Origin of the sequence: Photobacterium leiognathi (genome assembly GCF_030685535.1) — a bacterium.
In the GTDB taxonomy this organism is placed as follows: Bacteria; Pseudomonadota; Gammaproteobacteria; order Enterobacterales; family Vibrionaceae; genus Photobacterium; species Photobacterium leiognathi.
The window spans coordinates 1734152-1753362 of sequence record NZ_CP131601.1; the positions used below are offsets into that span (position 1 = coordinate 1734152).

At 36.9% G+C, this 19211-nt stretch carries 17 protein-coding genes; 6 read left to right on the top strand and 11 right to left on the bottom strand.

Annotated elements, in window-relative coordinates; all coding sequences use genetic code 11:
- Window positions 1–236: 236 nt before the first annotated feature.
- The gene (locus tag Q7674_RS15055) at window positions 237–629 is read left to right on the top strand and encodes a nitrous oxide-stimulated promoter family protein (RefSeq protein WP_045065483.1); all 393 of its coding nucleotides are present in this window, start codon (window positions 237–239) and stop codon (window positions 627–629) included.
- A gap of 358 nt (window positions 630–987) precedes the next feature.
- Here the strand turns inward: Q7674_RS15055 and Q7674_RS15060 are convergent, their stop codons facing one another.
- The gene (locus Q7674_RS15060; RefSeq protein WP_045065484.1) at window positions 988–1356 is read right to left on the bottom strand and encodes a lipoprotein; all 369 of its coding nucleotides are present in this window, start codon (window positions 1354–1356) and stop codon (window positions 988–990) included.
- Between the two features lie 394 nt (window positions 1357–1750).
- On the opposite strand from Q7674_RS15060, the gene Q7674_RS15065 reads away from it, so the two are divergent.
- Entirely contained in the window at window positions 1751–3040 is a 1290-nt protein-coding gene (locus Q7674_RS15065) for a hemolysin family protein (RefSeq protein ID WP_305422701.1), read from the top strand.
- A gap of 93 nt (window positions 3041–3133) precedes the next feature.
- On the opposite strand, the gene Q7674_RS15070 is transcribed toward Q7674_RS15065, so the two are convergent.
- The 8 genes from Q7674_RS15070 to bla form a co-directional block, all read right to left on the bottom strand.
- The gene (locus Q7674_RS15070) at window positions 3134–4102 is read right to left on the bottom strand and encodes a 2-oxoacid:ferredoxin oxidoreductase subunit beta (RefSeq protein WP_080892251.1); all 969 of its coding nucleotides are present in this window, start codon (window positions 4100–4102) and stop codon (window positions 3134–3136) included.
- Window positions 4089–5999 (bottom strand): 2-oxoacid:acceptor oxidoreductase subunit alpha, encoded by a 1911-nt coding sequence (locus Q7674_RS15075; protein WP_305422703.1) that lies wholly within the window; start codon window positions 5997–5999, stop codon window positions 4089–4091. Before Q7674_RS15075 ends, Q7674_RS15070 begins: the two co-directional genes overlap by 14 nt.
- A 626-nt stretch (window positions 6000–6625) precedes the next feature.
- Window positions 6626–7234 carry a thiol peroxidase gene (gene tpx / locus Q7674_RS15080; RefSeq protein WP_305422705.1) on the bottom strand — a complete coding sequence of 203 codons (609 nt, stop codon included), beginning with the start codon at window positions 7232–7234 and terminating at the stop codon, window positions 6626–6628.
- A 1-nt stretch (window position 7235) separates the two neighbouring features.
- Window positions 7236–7739, bottom strand: coding sequence for a thiol peroxidase (tpx, locus tag Q7674_RS15085; RefSeq protein ID WP_305422707.1), 504 nt, complete (start codon window positions 7737–7739; stop codon window positions 7236–7238).
- A 1152-nt stretch (window positions 7740–8891) separates the two neighbouring features.
- Window positions 8892–9485 (bottom strand): alpha-ketoglutarate-dependent dioxygenase AlkB family protein, encoded by a 594-nt coding sequence (locus Q7674_RS15090; RefSeq protein ID WP_045065494.1) that lies wholly within the window; start codon window positions 9483–9485, stop codon window positions 8892–8894.
- A gap of 99 nt (window positions 9486–9584) precedes the next feature.
- The gene (locus Q7674_RS15095; RefSeq protein WP_107229587.1) at window positions 9585–11651 is read right to left on the bottom strand and encodes a sensor domain-containing phosphodiesterase; all 2067 of its coding nucleotides are present in this window, start codon (window positions 11649–11651) and stop codon (window positions 9585–9587) included.
- A gap of 348 nt (window positions 11652–11999) precedes the next feature.
- Window positions 12000–12542, bottom strand: coding sequence for a prepilin-type N-terminal cleavage/methylation domain-containing protein (locus tag Q7674_RS15100; protein WP_305422710.1), 543 nt, complete (start codon window positions 12540–12542; stop codon window positions 12000–12002).
- A 142-nt stretch (window positions 12543–12684) separates the two neighbouring features.
- Window positions 12685–13569: a class A beta-lactamase gene (gene bla, locus Q7674_RS15105; protein WP_045065496.1), complete on the bottom strand. Its 885-nt coding sequence runs from the start codon at window positions 13567–13569 to the stop codon at window positions 12685–12687.
- 214 nt (window positions 13570–13783) lie between these two features.
- Here bla and Q7674_RS15110 point away from each other — a divergent pair, with 214 nt between their 5' ends.
- Together Q7674_RS15110 and Q7674_RS15115 are read left to right on the top strand one after the other, a co-directional pair.
- Window positions 13784–14503, top strand: a complete 720-nt coding sequence (locus tag Q7674_RS15110; RefSeq protein WP_305422712.1) for a sulfite exporter TauE/SafE family protein — start codon at window positions 13784–13786, stop codon at window positions 14501–14503.
- Between the two features lie 141 nt (window positions 14504–14644).
- Window positions 14645–14797, top strand: a complete 153-nt coding sequence (locus Q7674_RS15115; protein WP_008987126.1) for a hypothetical protein — start codon at window positions 14645–14647, stop codon at window positions 14795–14797.
- 82 nt (window positions 14798–14879) lie between these two features.
- Here the strand turns inward: Q7674_RS15115 and Q7674_RS15120 are convergent, their stop codons facing one another.
- Entirely contained in the window at window positions 14880–15122 is a 243-nt protein-coding gene (locus Q7674_RS15120; protein ID WP_008987127.1) for a hypothetical protein, read from the bottom strand.
- A 449-nt stretch (window positions 15123–15571) separates the two neighbouring features.
- On the opposite strand from Q7674_RS15120, the gene Q7674_RS15125 reads away from it, so the two are divergent.
- The gene (locus tag Q7674_RS15125; protein WP_008987128.1) at window positions 15572–16027 is read left to right on the top strand and encodes a SulA-like leucine-rich domain-containing protein; all 456 of its coding nucleotides are present in this window, start codon (window positions 15572–15574) and stop codon (window positions 16025–16027) included.
- A gap of 194 nt (window positions 16028–16221) precedes the next feature.
- The gene (locus tag Q7674_RS15130; protein WP_305422714.1) at window positions 16222–17634 is read left to right on the top strand and encodes a basic amino acid/polyamine antiporter; all 1413 of its coding nucleotides are present in this window, start codon (window positions 16222–16224) and stop codon (window positions 17632–17634) included.
- A gap of 80 nt (window positions 17635–17714) precedes the next feature.
- Here the strand turns inward: Q7674_RS15130 and Q7674_RS15135 are convergent, their stop codons facing one another.
- On the bottom strand, window positions 17715–19031 hold the full coding sequence (locus Q7674_RS15135) for a GGDEF domain-containing protein (RefSeq protein WP_305422716.1): 1317 nt from the start codon (window positions 19029–19031) through the stop codon (window positions 17715–17717).
- Between the last annotated feature and the right edge of the window lie 180 nt (window positions 19032–19211).

Below are 19211 nucleotides of genomic sequence, written 5' to 3' on the forward strand. Positions count from 1 at the left end.
CCACCATAAAAATCGAGGCGTGGATACTACTGCTCTCGCTAACGTAAATCAACCCATCTACTTAGGTTTCTGTTAAATATTGAGATATTTTTTCAACTTTGTAACACAAAAGCCGTTATTGATAATAAAAAACACGATTTAATTTCATATTTGAGGTTAAAAACTTAAATAGCATTTTATATATAGGTTTAAAATATTATACTCCAGGTGGATTGATAAAAATTAGGTTATTAAAAATGACCATAAACACTGACTTTACACTCTTTGGCAAACTCAACCGTGAGTATTTAACGATTTCAGCAATGATTAAAATTTATTGCTCAAACCATCACCAAAATACGACAAAAAATGATGGTTTATGTGAAAGTTGTTATTCCTTCCAATGCTACGTAAAACAAAGGCTAGACCGTTGTCCTTACGGTGTAGAAAAACCAACTTGTCGTCGTTGCCCTATTCACTGCTACAAACCGGAGCAAAAGGTTAAATCACAAACAATTATGCGTTATTCTGGCCCTAAAATGATGTATAAACATCCAATAATGGCGATTACTCACTTAATAGAAGATAAAAGAAAAGTTCCTAAGCTAAACAATAAAATGTTGCCTAATATTAAACAAAGAAAGTCTTAATAAACAAAGGGAAAGAATGTTTAGTGTACGTCGTTTTATTTATTTCTTTTGAATAATAATGATGATTTATCAGCATTTTTAACGAGGTCATTAATTAACCACACCATTTTTACCCTGCTTAAAAAGCAAACAGTATCTTGTTTGCAATTAATTCAATGAAAACCATAAAAAAGAGAAAAATAACGCTTTGTTTGAATATGTTTGCATTCATGACAATTTATGCAAATAACAGCGGTGATACGAATTACTCGTAACATCTTAATGACATCAACCTAAGCGGTTTTAGCTGCAACGAATTGACAACAGAGATATAAAAAGCAGCGCTTCATGCTGCTTCTTAATTTCAATCACATTTGTATTAATTACGGTAGTAATCAATTACTTGAATTTTTACTGGTTTGTTCGCGTCACTAATATCAACTTTAAACTGATCGTCATCAATCACTTTTGCGTTTTTACCACCTTCGCCAATCACATCAACACCTTCAATTTTGGTGAAAAGTTTTGTGTAATCATAATGCATAGTGATGGTTGCAGTGGTTGGTTTAGATGCAGTCAATTCAAAGGTACAGATACCTGTTGGACAGAACACATCAATATCTTCTGCTGACGTTACGGCAATCGAGTCCACATTCTTAAGTGGTGTGCCTGTAATTTTCGCTTCGCCACAACCTGTCAGTAATAATGCTGTTGTCACTGCAACAAGACCAAGTTGGATTTTCTTCACGCTCATACCCTCATGTATTCTGCTTTGCGGTATTATTTATACACTGTCACCAAGAAACTTCAACGTAGACCGTACTGAAATCAACAAGTTCAACTCACTAACGGCAAATTTCTACCTTACACAGTCTTGTCCCATCTCAATCGAATTACCCTTTCTCAACATATTTATACCCAAATCACCTCACAAATTCTTTAATTACCTAGTATTGGTCAACAAAAACGATCACCTATTCTTACCAATCTTAGATTTAGGTTCATTTTTCATTAACTTTTATCGGTAGACTATAGATATAATCACTAACAAGAGTGAATAAGCGCTCTGCTATTCACAAACCGAGTGTATCTGTCCTTATTCCCACCTTCATAGATATGCTCAAGGTACCTAGGAGAATTTAATGAGTATCATTATTTTGATCTGTTTGATCATTATTAATGGTTTGTTTGCCATGTCTGAAATCGCTTTGGTCACTGCAAAGAAGAACCGTTTACAACGCTTAGCAGATGAAGGGAATATCTCTGCACAAAAAGCCATCGAGCTGGGCGAATCCCCAACCCAGTTTCTTTCAACGATGCAAATCGGGATCACCGTGATTGGTATTATGAACGGTGTTATTGGTGAGGCGGCATTAGCAGGCCCTATTTCTAGCTGGTTAATTGACTTTGGTGTGCCAGCAAAAACAGCCGCATTCAGTGCATCTGCACTTGCAGTTATTGTTCTAACCTATGTTTCTATTGTGATTGGTGAACTTGTTCCCAAACGTTTAGGCCAAGTGAATGCAGAAGGCATTGCGGTATTCTTCGCTCGCCCAATCGCAATTATTGCGTTTATCTCTCGCCCTTTCGTTTGGTTATTAGCTAACTCAACCGATTTACTATTACGCCTTATGGGTAGAGGCAAAGATGATAACTCTGCACTGACGGAAGACGATATTCGCGCTGTGATTGCTGAGGGTTCACAATCAGGTGTTATCCACCAGCATGAACATAACATGATGCGTAACGTGTTTAACTTTGATGATCGTAAAGTCTCATCACTGATGACTCCTCGTAATGAGATCACCTATTTAGATCTCAACCATGTACCTGAGAGTTACCAACAAAAGTTATTAGCAGCGAATCACAACTGTTTACCTGTTGGTAATAACGGATTTAGTGATTTAAAAGGAACATTAAATGCCAAACAACTGTTGCAGTTTATTCAAAACAATACGGAAGAAAATCCACAATCGATTTTAGATTACGTCACACCACCAGTATATGTGCCTGAAAACTGGACAAGCACAAAGCTGTTAGAGCTCTTCCAAAGCTCAGGACATTACTTTGCGTTTGTGGTCGATGAATACGGTGATATTCAAGGTATTGTTACTTCACAAGATGTGCTTGAAGCTTTAGCGGGTAAATTCACCCCAGAAGATCCTAAAGACGTATGGTCAGAGCAAAACCCTGACGGTAGTTGGAACCTTGATGGCATGATGCCTATCACGGTGTTTAAAGACTTATTGGAAGTAAACAAACTGCCCGATGAAGAAGATGGCGGTTATCACACCCTTAGTGGTATGTTGGTATGGTTAGTCGATGATTTACCTAAACTCGATGATACGATTCGCTGGCAAGGTTGGGAGTTCCATGTGCTTAGCTTAGAGCACAATCGTATCGATCGTATCTTAGCTAAGCGTTACGAATAATCCTTACCGCTATTAGAACAAATAGATTACTAAGTAAGGTTGATCCTATTTTCGTAAAAAGCCGCATCAAAATGCGGCTTTTTTTAATAAGAACTATAAAACATAACTGTTCTGTTCAAGAAGTCTCATTAATTGTGATTTTTTAAGCTTTTCCTTTGATTGCTGCTTATCAAGCAACTGATCATAAGTTTCACGCTGCGTTTGATGAAATACACCAACAGGTACAGGGCATTGAGGATAGCTTAAGTTCGCCAACATATAAGCAAGTGATGTGTTACTTGTATTAACTTCATGAACCAATACAGATTTGTCTGAACTATGCGTAACTTCCGGTGTTAGACCTGATAACTTAAGTGCCATGTCTGTTCCATAAAACATAGGCTGTTTGTCTTCTAAATATAATAAGTTTTCTTTACGCTGCTTTGGACCATTATATGGTTCGTGCACTTTATCATTGAAAATAACGCAGTTTTGGAGAATTTCGATAACAGCACATCCTTTATGGTTAGCTGCTGCTTCAAAAATTGCAGCCATGTGCTTGGGATCATTATCAGAAGTTCTCGCAATAAAACTGGCATTAGCTGCCGCAGCTATCGTTAAAGGACGCAGTGGATAATCAATGCTTCCTTCTGGCGTCGATTTACTCACACAACCTTGTGAACTGGTTGGTGAATATTGCCCTTTTGTTAATCCATATATTTCGTTATTAAACAATAAGATCTTTATGTCTTGATTACGGCGTATTGCATGAATAAAGTGGTTACCTCCAATACTCAATGCATCACCGTCACCAGTAACAACCCATACATCGAGTTCAGGATTCACGCTTTTAATGCCAGTCGCTATTGTTGGTGCCCTTCCGTGAATAGTATGGAAGCCATATGTATCCATATAATATGGAAATCGAGAAGAGCATCCAATACCGGAAACAAATACCGTATTGTGCTTCGTTTTACCCATTTTAGCTAAGACTGACTGCATGGTTTTTAATACATTAAAATCGCCACAACCTTGGCACCACTTTACTTCTTGATCTGAAATATAATCTTTACGATTCAACACGCTCAACTCCAGTTTCGCTCTCTTTTAACGTCTTTTTAATTGCTGTGGTTAACTCCTCAACTTTGAAGGGGGTTCCATCAGTTTTAGCGAAACCTTCAATAGTTATTGGAACTTGTGATTGAACGTATTGTTTTAGTTGTCCGTTATTTAACTCGACAACTAAAATATGGTTAAAATTGTTCAATAATTCAGAGAAATTACTAGGTAGCGGATTAATGTATTGTAAGTGAGTGTGTGCAACAGAGTAGCCGTGTTCTCGAAGCTCATTCACCGCTGTTTTGACTGATCCTAATGTCCCTCCCCAAGAGATAACCAATAACTCGTCTAATTCAGAACCCAGTAAAGCTTGGTTTGGAATAAAGCGGGAAATATTGCTAATTTTTAATGCTCTTTCATTACTCATTTTCTGGTGGTTATTGGGCTCATAACACACTTCCCCCGTAATACTTTTCTTTTCTAACCCACCAATTCTATGTTGCTTACCTTCAGTGCCCGGTACAACCCATTCTCGAGCCAAAGTGTCATGATCGCGTAAGTATGGATAATAAGATCCTGCAACACTCACTTCTGGTTTATCCCAACAAGGAATCTCTTTTTCTGATGGTACTTTCCATGACTCAGTACCGTTAGCAATATAGCCGTCGGTAAGGAGAACGACTGGTGTCATAAAAGTAGTTGCTAATCGACAAGCCTCAATGGTCATCACATAACAATCACCAGGTGAAGATGCTGCTATTACAGGAAGAGGCGAATCACCATTACGCCCATACAGTGCGAAGAGGAGATCAGATTGTTCTGTCTTTGTCGGAAGCCCCGTTGATGGTCCTCCTCTTTGAACATCAACAACAACCAGAGGTAGCTCTGTCATAACGGCCAAATTGATCATTTCAGATTTTAGGCATAGTCCCGGACCTGATGTCGTGGTAACACCTAAAGCACCAGTATAAGATGCACCTAATGCTGCCCCTGCTGCTGCAATTTCATCTTCAGCCTGAAATGTAGTCACACCAAATTGTTGATATTTCGCTAACTGGTGCAAAATATCAGAAGCTGGAGTAATAGGATAAGAGCCTAAAAATAACGGTTTATCAGCAGCAAAGGATGCCGTTATTAAACCCAATGACAATGCTTCATTCCCTGACACTGAACGGTATCGTCCAGGTTCAATATTAGCTTTTCCTACCTGCCAACTCTCGCCAAAGATTTCTGTCGTATCCGCATAGTTATAACCGCTTCTCAGCGCTGAAATATTTGCATTTATTATCTGTGGCAGTTCAGAAAATTGATCTTTAATCCAATTTTCAGCTTCTTCTAACGTTTGACTAAATATCCATAAAGCAATACCTAACATAAAGCAGTTTTTACATCGACGAGCAACTTTTCCAGGAAGTCCTAACCCCTCAAGAGAATGAAGAGTCAGTTGTGTAAAGTCTTCAGCAATTATACGGTAAGCCTTTAATGACTCATCTATCAGTGGATTGGCATCATACCCTGCAAGTTTAATTAGCGAGTCTCTAAACCCTGCTTTATCGACAATGAGCAGACCACCAACCTTTAAATCAGCAATATTTTTCTTAAGTGCTGCGGCATTCATAGCAATTAACACACCACACTGATCGCCAGGTGTATAAACATCATGATCAGCGAATTGTAATTGAAAAGAAGAAACGCCAGAAACAGTGCCTGCAGGTGCTCGAATCTCAGCGGGATAATCAGGTAGCGTTACAAGCGAATTACCAAACAAACTGACACTACTTGAGAATCTATTTCCAGTAAATTGTATGCCATCGCCAGAGTCGCCTGCAAAGCGAATCACCTCTGAATCTAATGACTGCTTTGATGAAGGACTACTATAATTCATTATTTTATTGACCTCAGTTAAATCTATCTGGCTCATTTATAATAAGGGAAAATATATTTAAGCCATTTCGAAATCATTTAGCCTAGGATTTCTAATATAAGCTGACCATTATTCTGATCGCCTTACTTTCCATCATATAATCAAGACGAGATCTGAGTCATGTAAAGATAATATAAAAAATTATAGATACAAAACCAAATTATAACAAACAAGCCACTGATTTAATTGAACAAATAAAATAAAACAAATGTAAATTTTTTGTATAATGTTAGATTATATATAATAACCTCACTAAAAATAGTGAGTAAATAAATATATCTATTATACAATATTATAGAAAAACTAAATCGATATCATCTCAATCAATTTATATTGAAAAGGTAAATGTAAAAATTAAATAAAAAGAGCTAGAGTTGAGTTAAAAATAAACAATGTAATTATATAAAAATATAGATAAACGTTTATCCATACTGTTGAATTCAAGGGAGGGTTAATATTTAAATATTAAAATCATTGAGTAAATAATTTACTCAATTTTACTCTTCACTAGTTATTTAAAGAGTTAGTACGTTAATAATTGTCACTAAACAATTTAGATGATTTATTACTAATAATTTACGAAAAGTATAAGGAGGCTAAAACGCCTCCTTCATTTTAGCAACTTATTGGTTGGCTTGTGCAACCTTTACTGCCGATTCCAAATCAGGAATAGTTGTTAGCTCAGGAACACGTTGTGTATAAACAACTTTGTTATTTTTATCTGTAACAATGATACTGCGTGTTAGTAGACCTAACTCTTCAATTTGAGAGCCTGTTTTCATACCAAACTGATGCTTTGATGAATCAGATAGGTATGTAATACCTTTTAGGTTATTTTCTTTTTGAAAGCGCTGTTGAGCAAATGGAGTATCTGCACTAATAGCTAAGAATTCAATACCTTTTAACTCAGCTTTATGCTCTTCAACAAATTTCGATAAGTCAATAGCTTGCTGAACACACACAGGAGTATCAACTGAAGTTAATACACTATAAATTTTTACTTTTTGCGCTTCATCACTAGTATCAAATGCTTTAAGATCTGATGTTACCAATTGCATTGATGGCATATAATCGCCAACTTTCAAAGCTTCACCAGATAAATTAAATGTTGTAGTTTTTTCTAGTGTTACAACTTGCTTTTGGCCGAAATTCGCATTTTCATCAGTAGTCGTAAATTGTGCAAACACATTACCTGACAAGAATAATGCCGTTAGAATTGTTAACTTTTTCATTTTATTTTTCCAAAACAGAGATAGCAGCATCGTAGTTTGGTTCTTCAGTAATTTCTGCAACTAGTTCAGAGTAAATTACTGTTCCTTCTTCATTTATAACAACAACAGCACGAGTAGCTAGTTCACGTAATGCTCCCTCAACAATTTTTACACCGTATGCATTAGTAAATTCAGCATTACGGAAGAAGGAAGCCGTCTGAACATTTTCAATACCTTCTGCCGCACAGAAACGTCCTGTAGCAAAAGGTAAATCAGCAGATATACATAGAACTACAGTATTATTTACGCCTGCTGCTTTTTCATTAAATGCTTTTACGCCAAGCGCACAAACCGGAGTATCAATACTTGGAAAAATATTTAGAACAACCTTTTTCCCTTTAAGTGATGATAAATTAACATCAGAAAGATCAGAGCCACACAATGTAAAATCTGGCGCCTGAGTACCAGTCTTAGGGAAAGTGCCTGATAATTGAATGTTATCACCTTGAAAAGTAACTTCTGTCATATTCATACCTTTATAATTATACGTTTAACACATTCCTTAGCTAAGGAATTGCTGCAGATGATATATTTAAGATTAAAATTGTAAACATATATTTCACAAATAAATCACCATGAGATATACAAGGTTTTAAATAAAAAAAGACATATAATCACACTATAATATTTGTTTAACACCCAGCAGCAAAGCAAAAAAAGGCGTTCAATTACAAGCATTTAATCGCTATAGGGGGTGGTTTATGTAATGATTAAAATTAGTTTCTTAATTATTTTCACTAACACTTTTAATAAGTATCATGCAGAATCAAACGCTTTAAATTTAAGCAATAACATAATTCACACAGTAATCTTTTGTGTATTTTTCATACAAAAATCTTATTTTAAAATGCCAGTTTATATTTATATAATTATTGATAAAGGGGGGAAATTATAGAGCTTTTACTTTAATTTAAGTTATGCTAGAAATAAATTAACCTCATAAAATAAATTATTAATACCTGACTATTTCGTATAACTCTATTAGGCTAAAAATAGAACTAATTTTTATCAACTTATTTACTAGTCATAAGCTATGACTACTTTTTGTAACGTTGCTCTAAATGCCTTGACCATAAAAAACAGATAAAATACTTCAAAAGCAATACCAAATACTAATAAGCCGTAGGTATCATTTTTTAAAGAATCAGGAAAAATAAAATACATAAGACCAAAAAATACCAACGTAAATGGAATTAGATAAAAGACTGCAACTCGCCAACCTACAACCCAACTTAACGAAAAGTATTTACATTAAAAAGTTCTTCCCATTATTTCCACCATTCACGAGAAATAAAATAATAAAGTTAATGAGAAAAATTACGTTATCAGCGAGTGATTCTAACCCATCAAGGTGTGGTGAATAGAACGAATACCCCACCATAATCACAACCGGAATAACAACATACAACGCTGATTCCTACTCAGTGACATTATTGTGCTTTAAATCAAGCAACAAGGCTTTCAAATTGAAAATATACATATCCCCCTCCTTTATTGTCAATAAGCCTATCCTGTGAAGGTGGAGATAGTGATTGTAATAATTGATTAATTAGAGTGAGTTATCAAATTAGAGCGTTTTGATTATAACCATTTCAATCGAACGTGATCATACCTGCAGTTACTGATTAATAAAACGAAAAGTCAGGTTTATTCGTGGTTCATTAACACGTTTAGTTTTTGGTAGTGCATGTTGCCAATACAGCTGTGTATCCCCTGCCATAATAAGCAATGAGCCCGGTGTTAATTGAAAGGCTATTTTCTCTTTGGTTGTTTTATGTTTAAACACGAATTGTCGAGTCGCACCAAAGCTTAATGAGGCAATAACAGGCTGATCACCTAACTCTGGTTCGTTATCTTGATGCCACCCCATGTAATCTTCACCGTCACGATATAAATTACCAAGCACTGAGTTAAACGGTGTTTGAGCAACCTGTTCACATTGGGCTTTTAACGCCATTAGCGATGTAGTAAAAGGCTGTGGATGCATGGTTAGCCCTGAATAGGTATAAGCAGCATCACCTAACCAGGTTTGTAATCTCGGTTGAAGTACCGATTTACCAAACATCATGATGCGCTCTTGTCGCCAATCTAACTCGTTATTTAGTTGCTGATAATAATGCTCTGCTTGTTGCAAACTAAGAAAGTGAGGATGCCAATAGATCAAACCATTATTGATGGTTATCCATTCGCCTTGTTCTGCAAATAAATCCATAAACGCCTCACCTTACCGATTATCAATAACTGAACACATCCAGTTTAAGTTATTTTTATATATACAAAAAAGCCATAGCAATCACTATGGCTTTTAAGATTATTTGTTCATGATTTCAATTAAAAACGCTTTTAACGGTCTTGGTTTGGCAACACCATAACCTTGCGCATAAGTAATATCATGCGATCTCACTAAGTTAATGTGCTCATCGGTTTCTACAAACTCAGCAACCGTTTCTAGCCCAATGTCTTTTGCTACATTACTTAATGATTCCACAATCAAACGATCAGTTTCACTAACAGGTAAGTCGCGAATAAATTCACCATCAATTTTTAAGATATCTAATGGTAATCGACGTAAATACGAGAAACTCGCATAGCCTGTGCCAAAATCATCCAATGCTATCTTACAACCAGCACGACGTAACACTTGGATCGTATCAATCGCTTGCTCTTCTGATTGTAAAGCCGATGATTCGGTGATCTCAAAACAGATCCGTTTCAATGGGATCTCGTACTTATCAGCCAGCTTAAGGATCTCTTGCGCCAACGTTGGTGATGATAACGATTTAGCGGTTAAGTTAATCGCACATTTCTCAATTTTGTCCCAATCGCTAATATGCTCATTCAACAGTTTGAAAGTATGTGTAACAACCCAGCAATCTAACTCCGATTCCAGCTCAAACAAGTTGATCATCGGGAAAAACTCCGCAGGTGTCACAACTTGCGTCATACCATCTGCAGGGTTTATACGTAGTAACACTTCAAAACTATGAGCGCTCTCTTTATTGTCATTGAGTTTTAAATACGGCTGGCAGTTAAGCTCAAACAGGTTGTTTTTAAATACATTTTGAATGTACTCCAACATATCTACTTTACGTACTAATTGAGACTCTTGCTCTATCCAATTGATGTTAGTGTTCAGCATTGTTGGTTGACCACATAACTGCGATACGATCGCCGAAATATCATCATCTTTAGTGATCTTTACACAATGCAATGTTGGCGACACTAAGCTAACGGATGTATCACCCCAATAGAACTGAAACTTTTTAAGTTGCGACACCAATACATTCAATTTGGTATCGATATTTTCATCAGAGATCGCAAAGCCAAGAATACCAATCGAAAATGGTGGTCTGTAGCAACGAAACACATTTTTGTTCTTAATCGTTAGGTAATTATTTAACTGAAAGATTAATTGTGCTTTTCCTTGATAACCTAAATCTGCCAATTTAGACATGGTAGGAAGCAAATCAAGATAAACAATCACTGCTTTTTTATATTGGCTTAAATCTTCTTCCAACTGTTTTACATTAAATAAATCAGTATAAGGATCGATACGTTCTAACTTAATTTGTTGCCGTAGTAATTCAAAGTTCTTAATCACCGCCCCAGCAATGGCATAACAAAGCGTGATCATCACAGCGAGTACCACTAATAAGCCATAAAACTGCTCATCCAGCGTTCTTAATGTATTTACCCTATCTAGGCTTTCTGTCAGCATCACCAAGGTAACAATAGTTGCCATTAACAATGGTTGGACTAAGCCAAAGCGGCCAAAACCAAAGATAATTAAAATCAGTAATACAAAGCAAAGAGAGTGAATTACTAAAGCGTTTTGGAACGAAACAGCGATAACGGTAATAACAATGAAAGTCGACAACCAGATAAGATGACTCGGTGAGCTATTCTTTGATTGTCGAATTTCTTCGCTAAACTCAAGGTACTTCGACTTATAGCCAAGCTTTGCAAATACCAACAGAAATAACACTAACACCGTTGGTGTCAACGATAACTGAGTGAGCATGCCACCTAATATTGAGTAAGCCATGAAGTTCATTGCTAATGGCTCAGAGCCTGCAAAAAAGCTTACCGTCATGGCTGTAACATAGGTGGATAGCGGCAGTAATAAGCCGATAATCACAAAGTAAATGCCGATCACAGCACTAAAATTCTTATTTTCATATTGCTTATACAAGTAGATAAACAATTGAGAAAACAAAAATGGGAATAGGGTTATAAATATGGCTGACGCAAAAGCAACATCGATCGCTTTACCAATAAAGCAATAGTAATAAGCAAGGACACTTAAACTAACGGCGTAAACAACACGCCAATTGAAAAAGATAAAAACTACCACCATCACAGCGTTTGCAATAGACATGATAGAAAATGATTCATGCTCTATTGAAAAGAACCGTGTTAGAAATAGACTTATTAATGTAGATATAAATACCAACAAATAAATAACAATTTGCTTTTGCCACTTATTTGTTATTACTGAACGATACATGCATACACCACTGAAGAATTAAGTAAGGGATCATAGCAAAATAACGTTTATTGATTGGTTAATACGAAATAGAAATCAGATGATAATAGAGCATGAAATGTAACTGAGTGTAAGTTCACCTCTTCGCTATTAATAAGTGCTTTTAATTAGTCATATTACAGCAATCAAATAAAACAAACCCGTTACTTACGCTCTTCAATAAGATAATAATAATTTAACTTAGCAATATTTATCTTCTATACCGACAACAGGCGGTTTTCCATCGTGATAGTTAACAAAATACACTCCACATTGATCGTTATAGCTAAAACCACGAGGAAAAATCTTTGCCACTTTAGGACCATCACTACCACTAGGATGTTTTGCAATATCCCCACTTGGGATCGTCCGCTGATTACCTAAACCACACCACTCTGCGTTGCATTTAGTGTTTCGACCTTGGGTATACCTGACATCGTTCAGTGATAATAAATAACGGGTACTTCCCATCCAATAACCTGTTGGGTATCCCATTACCACTTGGATTTTTACATCACCGGCATCGATTTGGGATTTATTAGGATCATTTTCAACACCTAATACTGTGGCACGAGTATGAACAAAGTCACTTGCTGTAATGAGTGAAGATTTGACACCTTTTAGCAAAGCAATACGAGCATCTCTTGTTAATCCTAAAAATTTAGGCGCAACAAAAGCACTAATTACGCCAACAATGACGATAATGACAACCAGTTCAATCAGAGTAAACCCTTTTGTTTTCATTATGTGTGCCTTCAGAATTGCGCCTTAAAAAGTGCTTACATCATATTTTTATTATTTCTTTTATCAACAATAACAGCAAAAACGTGCTAACCAGCTCAAACTATCAATAGAAGTTATTACAATTCCCCCTAGATATTGAAGCCTATCTAGTATATCTCTCAAAAATAGCATTACCAATTTTCGCGATTTCTTTATCCCTTTCAGGAATACTCACTTCGGTGCCTGTTAAGTAAACACTGATCACTAATGGTTGTTTTTGCTCATTCCAAACCACCGCAGTGATCCCGCGAGAACCATAACCACCCGCCCCTGAACGGTCAGCAATTTCCCAACCTTGTGGCAATACGGAGCGGAATAACCCATTAGAGACTTTGTTCGCTTTCATCCACTCTGTTAATTGCGCTTTAGACGCAGGATTGAGTGCATCACCTAAAACAAGCTTAGTAATAGTCTCATTCATAGCGTACGGTGTTGTGGTATCGCGTTTGTCTCCCGGTGTAGCCTCGTTTAATAGTGGCTCAATACGATCCAATCTGGTTACGTTGTCACTGTTATCAATCAGAAATTTCGTTACCCCTTCCGCGCCACCAATATGGGCTAGCACAAAATTAGCCGCTGAGTTATCACTGGTCGTCATGGTGGCAAAACAGGCGTCTTTCAGTGAAACCTCTGTGCCAATCTTATCTTTAAATACTGGCGCGTAATCTAAAATAGCATCAGCGGTAACTGGATAGGTCTTATCCATCATGCCTTTGGTTATTTGATTATCATGGAGCAATTTCGCACAAGCTAACGTTTTAAATGTGCTCATTAATGGGAAACGTTGCTCGCTGTTATAACCGTACAGTGAATCACCGTTAGCATTTAAAACCGAAACACCGACTTTTGCCCCCAGTTGTTGTTCTGCATGCTTGATCGCACTATCAATATTGGTGCTGGCAACACTCATGGCAGAAAACGTTAAACTTGCAGTACCCATTGCCATGGTGATCACACGCGATACGATGCTTTTTTTGCAGATGTTCATGATTGATAAACCTATTTCTCTGTTTTTTCTGATGCGTATTCTATCAGTAATAAGTACTGCGAAAAGATTGTTTTGTAACATAAAGTTTATATTTCACAGCCACCTAACCTGATGTTCATGTTCTGATTTACTTTGTGCATTATTAGTATTAATTTGAATTATTCTTTGTACAGACAAGTACATTCTTCTACTTTTATGGCACCCCATAGATAAAATGAATATAGAACCTACCACTTTTCTTGCCATCGCTGCGATCTTTGTTGGCTCTTACGTACAAACCGCTATTGGCTTTGGACTAGCGATTGTATCCGCCCCGATCCTTATCGTGTATGCGCCTGAATATGTCCCTGCCCCTATTTGCCTTATCGCACTCTTTATTTCATTGCTCAATGCACTTAAACATCGAAGCAACATTGAAATTGGCGGCTTAAAAATGGCTATTTTTGGCCGTATACCTGGCTCAATTGCTGGTGCATGTTTATTAGTTTATGTTTCAGCACATACGCTTTCATTGTGGATCGGCATACTGGTACTGCTCGCTGTATTCGTGAGTGTTATGCCTTACCGTATTGAACCCACACCGAGACGAATGGTGATTGCGGGATTTTTCTCAGGATTATTTGGTACCAGCTCTGCGATTGGTGGTCCACCAATGGCGATATTGTTACAGCATCAAGAAGCAAATCAATTGCGAGGTAACCTTTCTGCTTTCTTTGTGTTCAGCTCTATTATTTCGCTAATAGCCCAAGTACCTGTAGGTTTTTTATCAGTAAAAGAGTTGTGGCTTACCCTACCTTTGATTCCGAGCGCATGGCTAGGTTACTGGTTAGCCTTGAAAACCACTCAGTCATTACCGAAAGAGAAAATTCGCTATGGGGCGCTTATCTTATGTTTGCTCTGTGGCGGGATTGCTATTTTCGAAAGCCTTCGTTGAAGATAGATCACACAATAGTTCAAAAGCCGCTGTTATATTGCTAACAATATCAAAATAAGTGAATTCGTTGATTGATTATATGTATAACAAATTGATAAAAAGATTTTAACAAGGCAAGTATTTATAAATAGTGAGGATAATATGGATATTGTTGTTGCCTTAACAAATGGAAAATTTGGCATTGTCGAAGATTGCCACTCAACAGATGATCTTGAAGGTAGCTGCATTGATTGTTGGGTTGAAAATGAAGCAGGGTTTACTTATGAAAAAGCCGTTGTAGCCTACTGCGTATAATTGAAGAAAACGACTACTTAAGCGTCTAGCTACCTAGGCGCTTTTTTTGTGCCCTTTTATTACATCATTAAACTAATAATAATTAGCGCATACGAATGTAGGTTGGGATCTCTAACATTTCTTCAAGGCTATCAAAGCATAATGATGATTGGCTTTGCACTATTTCTTCTAAGTCATCAAAGCTCACACCAAAAAAACGAGAACCTTTCATTAAGCCATTAATGAATTCTCTTTTCTCACGCTTCTTTTGATATTCAATACTTGGGATCACGCAATATTCTTGATATTCGTGCTTTAAATAATTAAGAAAATCCGTTTTATCCATATTCACTCTCCTAGCTTACATTTAAGAAAGCAACACACAGCAAAAAAGTGACTCATCACTATCGATCAGAATAGCACATTCGCCATCACAGAAATTATAAATCCATTATGTTTTACAAATTTTGTGCATAAATTCTATACAGTAAGACTACCTGTATAAACACCTGTATAAACACCTGTATAACAGGTGTGATAATGCTCAACATTCTCAATAGCAACGCTTTATTATTACATTATCAAAAGTTACTCCCTTTATTTTTCACAGGTCAAAAACCCTCATCATTTATTTAAAAATCAATGATATAAACAACAGCAACATATCAATAAGCCTGAAAATCAAGACAAAAAAGAACAGAAAAAAACACAAAAAGTGCTTGCAACAGTAAACGAATAAAACTACTGTATACACATACAGTATGTATATATAACCACTGGTCGAGGAAAGCACTAATGAACTACCATCCATCTATTACTGCTTCGCAAGTTTACAAATCTACATTTACAGCACATTCAACCGCTTTATCTGAAGCTGTAGGTCAAACGATTGAAGTTAGTTACAGTGCTGAACAACAAACCCAGTTGGCTTATTTCTTACGTCTATTAAAGAAAGCAAATAATGAAAATCGTTGGATTATGTTTGTGGGTTACGATGCATTAATTGATAAGTCGTTATTGAAGAATGCTGGCATTGATATTAACAAGGTGCTATTACTCAAGGCTTCTGAGCATCAAAGTAAACATAATCTATTAGTAAAAGCACTTGAGATGGGAAACTGCAGTGCGGTTATTGTTGCAGGTGACATTGAACAATTTGACACCCCTTTAGTTAATTCTGCAGCAAAAAATGGCAAAGCAATGGCGTTTGTTCTAAATAAGAATCTAACAACGCACCTAACAGTCCATTAATAATTAAACATAGTGGTAAGTAAACCGTTAAATAGGTAATTTTTTAACCACAACAAGTTAAAACAGTGATTGTAACCGCTGTTTTTATACCCAAAAAATATACAACTTTTAGGTTTTATCAAGATAATAGTTTTTAGGTATAAGAAAACCCCATATAATCTTATAAATATAATAATTAAAGATTAGGTTACAACATGGATAATAAGCTTGGATTAGGGGCGCTAACTGCACTCGTAATCGGCTCAATGATTGGTGCCGGAGTGTTTAGCCTTCCTCAAAATATGGCACTGGTAGCAAGTCCAGCTGCGGTAATGATTGGGTGGATAATCACCTGTATCGGCATGATTTTTCTTGCCCTATCGTTTCAATACCTGTCAATTTTAAAACCTGAAATTAACAGTGGTGTATTTGGTTATGCTCAAGCAGGTTTTGGTGACTACGTAGGATTCTGTTCAGCATGGGGTTACTGGTTAAGTGCCATGCTTGCTAACGTTTCATACTTAGTGATCGTATTTAGTACCTTAGGTATGTTCTTTGATAAGCCAAACGACGTGATATTTGGCTTAGGTAATACGTGGCAATCAGTAACGGGTGCTTCTATTATTTTGTGGCTTGTTTACTTCCTTATTCAACGAGGAGTAAAAACAGCTGCAACAATTAATTTAGTCACCACGATAGCTAAATTAGTACCACTATTCTTGTTCGTATTCTTCACTCTGCTTGCCTTTAAATGGCATACCTTTATTTTTGATTTTACTGGTGTCGAGTTTGGTCCTACCCATGACTTACTTGATCAAGTTAAATCCACCATGTTGATCACTGTATGGGTCTTCATTGGTGTTGAAGGTGCCGTCGTTGTATCTTCTCGTGCTCGTGATCGTAAAGATATTGGCCGTGCAACCATTCTTGGCCTGTTAACCGCTCTTGTTATTTATATCTTTGTAACCTTGCTTTCTATGGGTGTGATCAGCACGCCTGAGTTAGCGAAATTGCAAAATCCGTCAATGGCGAAAGTGCTAGAGCATATCTTAGGCCCTTGGGGCGCGGTACTTATTGGCTGTGGTTTATTGATTTCAGTGTGTGGCGCATTCCTTAGCTGGACGGTATTAGCCACTGAAGCACCATTCCTTGCTGCTAATAATAATGTGTTCCCTGAGAGCTACAAAAAGCAGAATAAAGCAGGTACTGCGGTAACCGCGTTAAACCTAACGACTATCTGTATTCAGATCTCATTGTTCGCAGTCACTTTTGCTGGTGGTACCTATAACAGTATTTTGATCATCGCGTCTGAAATGATCTTAATCCCCTACTTTCTTGTTGCGGCTTATACCTTAAAGCTTGCGTTGAAAACAAAGAATCGCGGGGCATTAATGTGGGTCGGTCTGTTTGCCACTGTTTATGGTATCTGGCTGCTTTACGCTTCAGGGCTACACCACTTACTGTTATCTGCTATTTTGTACCTTCCTGGCTTATTCTTCTTCGTTAAAGCTAAACGGGAACAAAAGAAACCGGTATTTGTTGGTAAAGAAATCTACTTTGTTGCGTTTTTAGTGGCGATTTCTGCTTTCGGTATTTACCTACTCGCAACAGGTAAATTAATGATCTAGGTTTATTTGCCCATAAAAAGAAAAGCCGTGTCACTCAAATGACACGGCTTTTTTATTTCTCAAGGATCCGTTACATCAACTTATAGTTGGCTTTCATTCCAAGCAATTTCAACTCGGTTACGTCCACGCTCTTTCGCTTTCAGTAACGCTTTATCTGCACGCTCAATGAAATGGTTGTATTCTTCGTTCTCAAGCTCTGCGACCCCCATGCTACATGTTATCTTCATATCATGGTCCCATTCAGCTTGCTCAATGCAATCTCGAATAGACTCTGCGAACTCGGCTGCTGCACCTAATGGCGTTGCAGGACAAAAAATAACAAACTCCTCTCCTCCCCAACGTGCAAAAACATCTGATTTACGTACGCGTTTATTAATCAAGCTTGCAAACCTTCTTAGCACGTTGTCACCATAGCGGTGACTATGAAGATCGTTCACTTGCTTAAAATGGTCGATATCAATAAAGACCATCGAAAATGGAATACCACCATCGATAGAATGTGCCGTTACTTCAGACAACCAATCGTTAATCTCATGACGATTACGTGTACGCGTTAAAGGATCGGTAAATGCTAATTCTTCAAACACCAAACTCTTTTCATACAAGGCGCGATTGGCTTCTCGTAAACGTTGTGTACGCTCTTCTGTCAATTTGATTTGTTTATGCAAATAAATACGATCTGAAATAATCACTGTAATTGCAGTAATAACCCACAATGAAAGCAGTAATTTAACTAACGTTTCTTCACTTATCCATTCACCATAAAACACTAATTTTTTTAGCTTAATTGCGTAGTAGGCTTCTTTGACATAACTACCTGTCGCAATTTCAATAATCGATACGTTATCGAACTGGCGATTTGATTTCTCGACCAGTACTTCGTAGTCAGCAATCCACCATGACAAAACTTGGAATGAACGTAGTGGAAAAGTTTTCAGTCCTTCATTTTCACCAGGCGCGTACTCGATAGCGTTAAATTTTAAGGAAATTGGATCCGTTAAATTCGCGTAAGCTGGGTCATAATTTCTTAAATAAATACGAATACGTTCACCTTCAACAGGGCTATCGTAATCAATATCAATACCTACACTTTCATAGTCACTGAGATCAATCCCCTTATCGACATGATCCGTTAATGAAATTGCAATCTCACAAAACGGCCACTGCGATTTTTTGACGATATTGCATTCAAGCAACGCCCCTGTTTTATTCACTTCCATTTTTGATTCTGTCGCACCATTTTGCGCAGTATCATCAATAATTCTGTATGTACTATTTACAGGAGTGACAACGTATTCACGTTTCGCCCCGCCAAGAAGAAACCATGTATAAGCAATACAGGTAAAAACAACAAGAAACAGTACAGTGTAACGAACGGGCTTCGTTAAACCTGCCATAAAACCTCAGACAAATTAAAGCAAAGAATATGCATGTAAGTTAGTAGCGAAACTATCAAAGCCAAGCCATATTGACAATAAGATAATTCCTAATTTACAAGCTATCTTATATTATTCGCGTAGATAATTAATACTATTAGAACAATAAGTTAGCACTAGATCATCAATATCGTTCAAGCG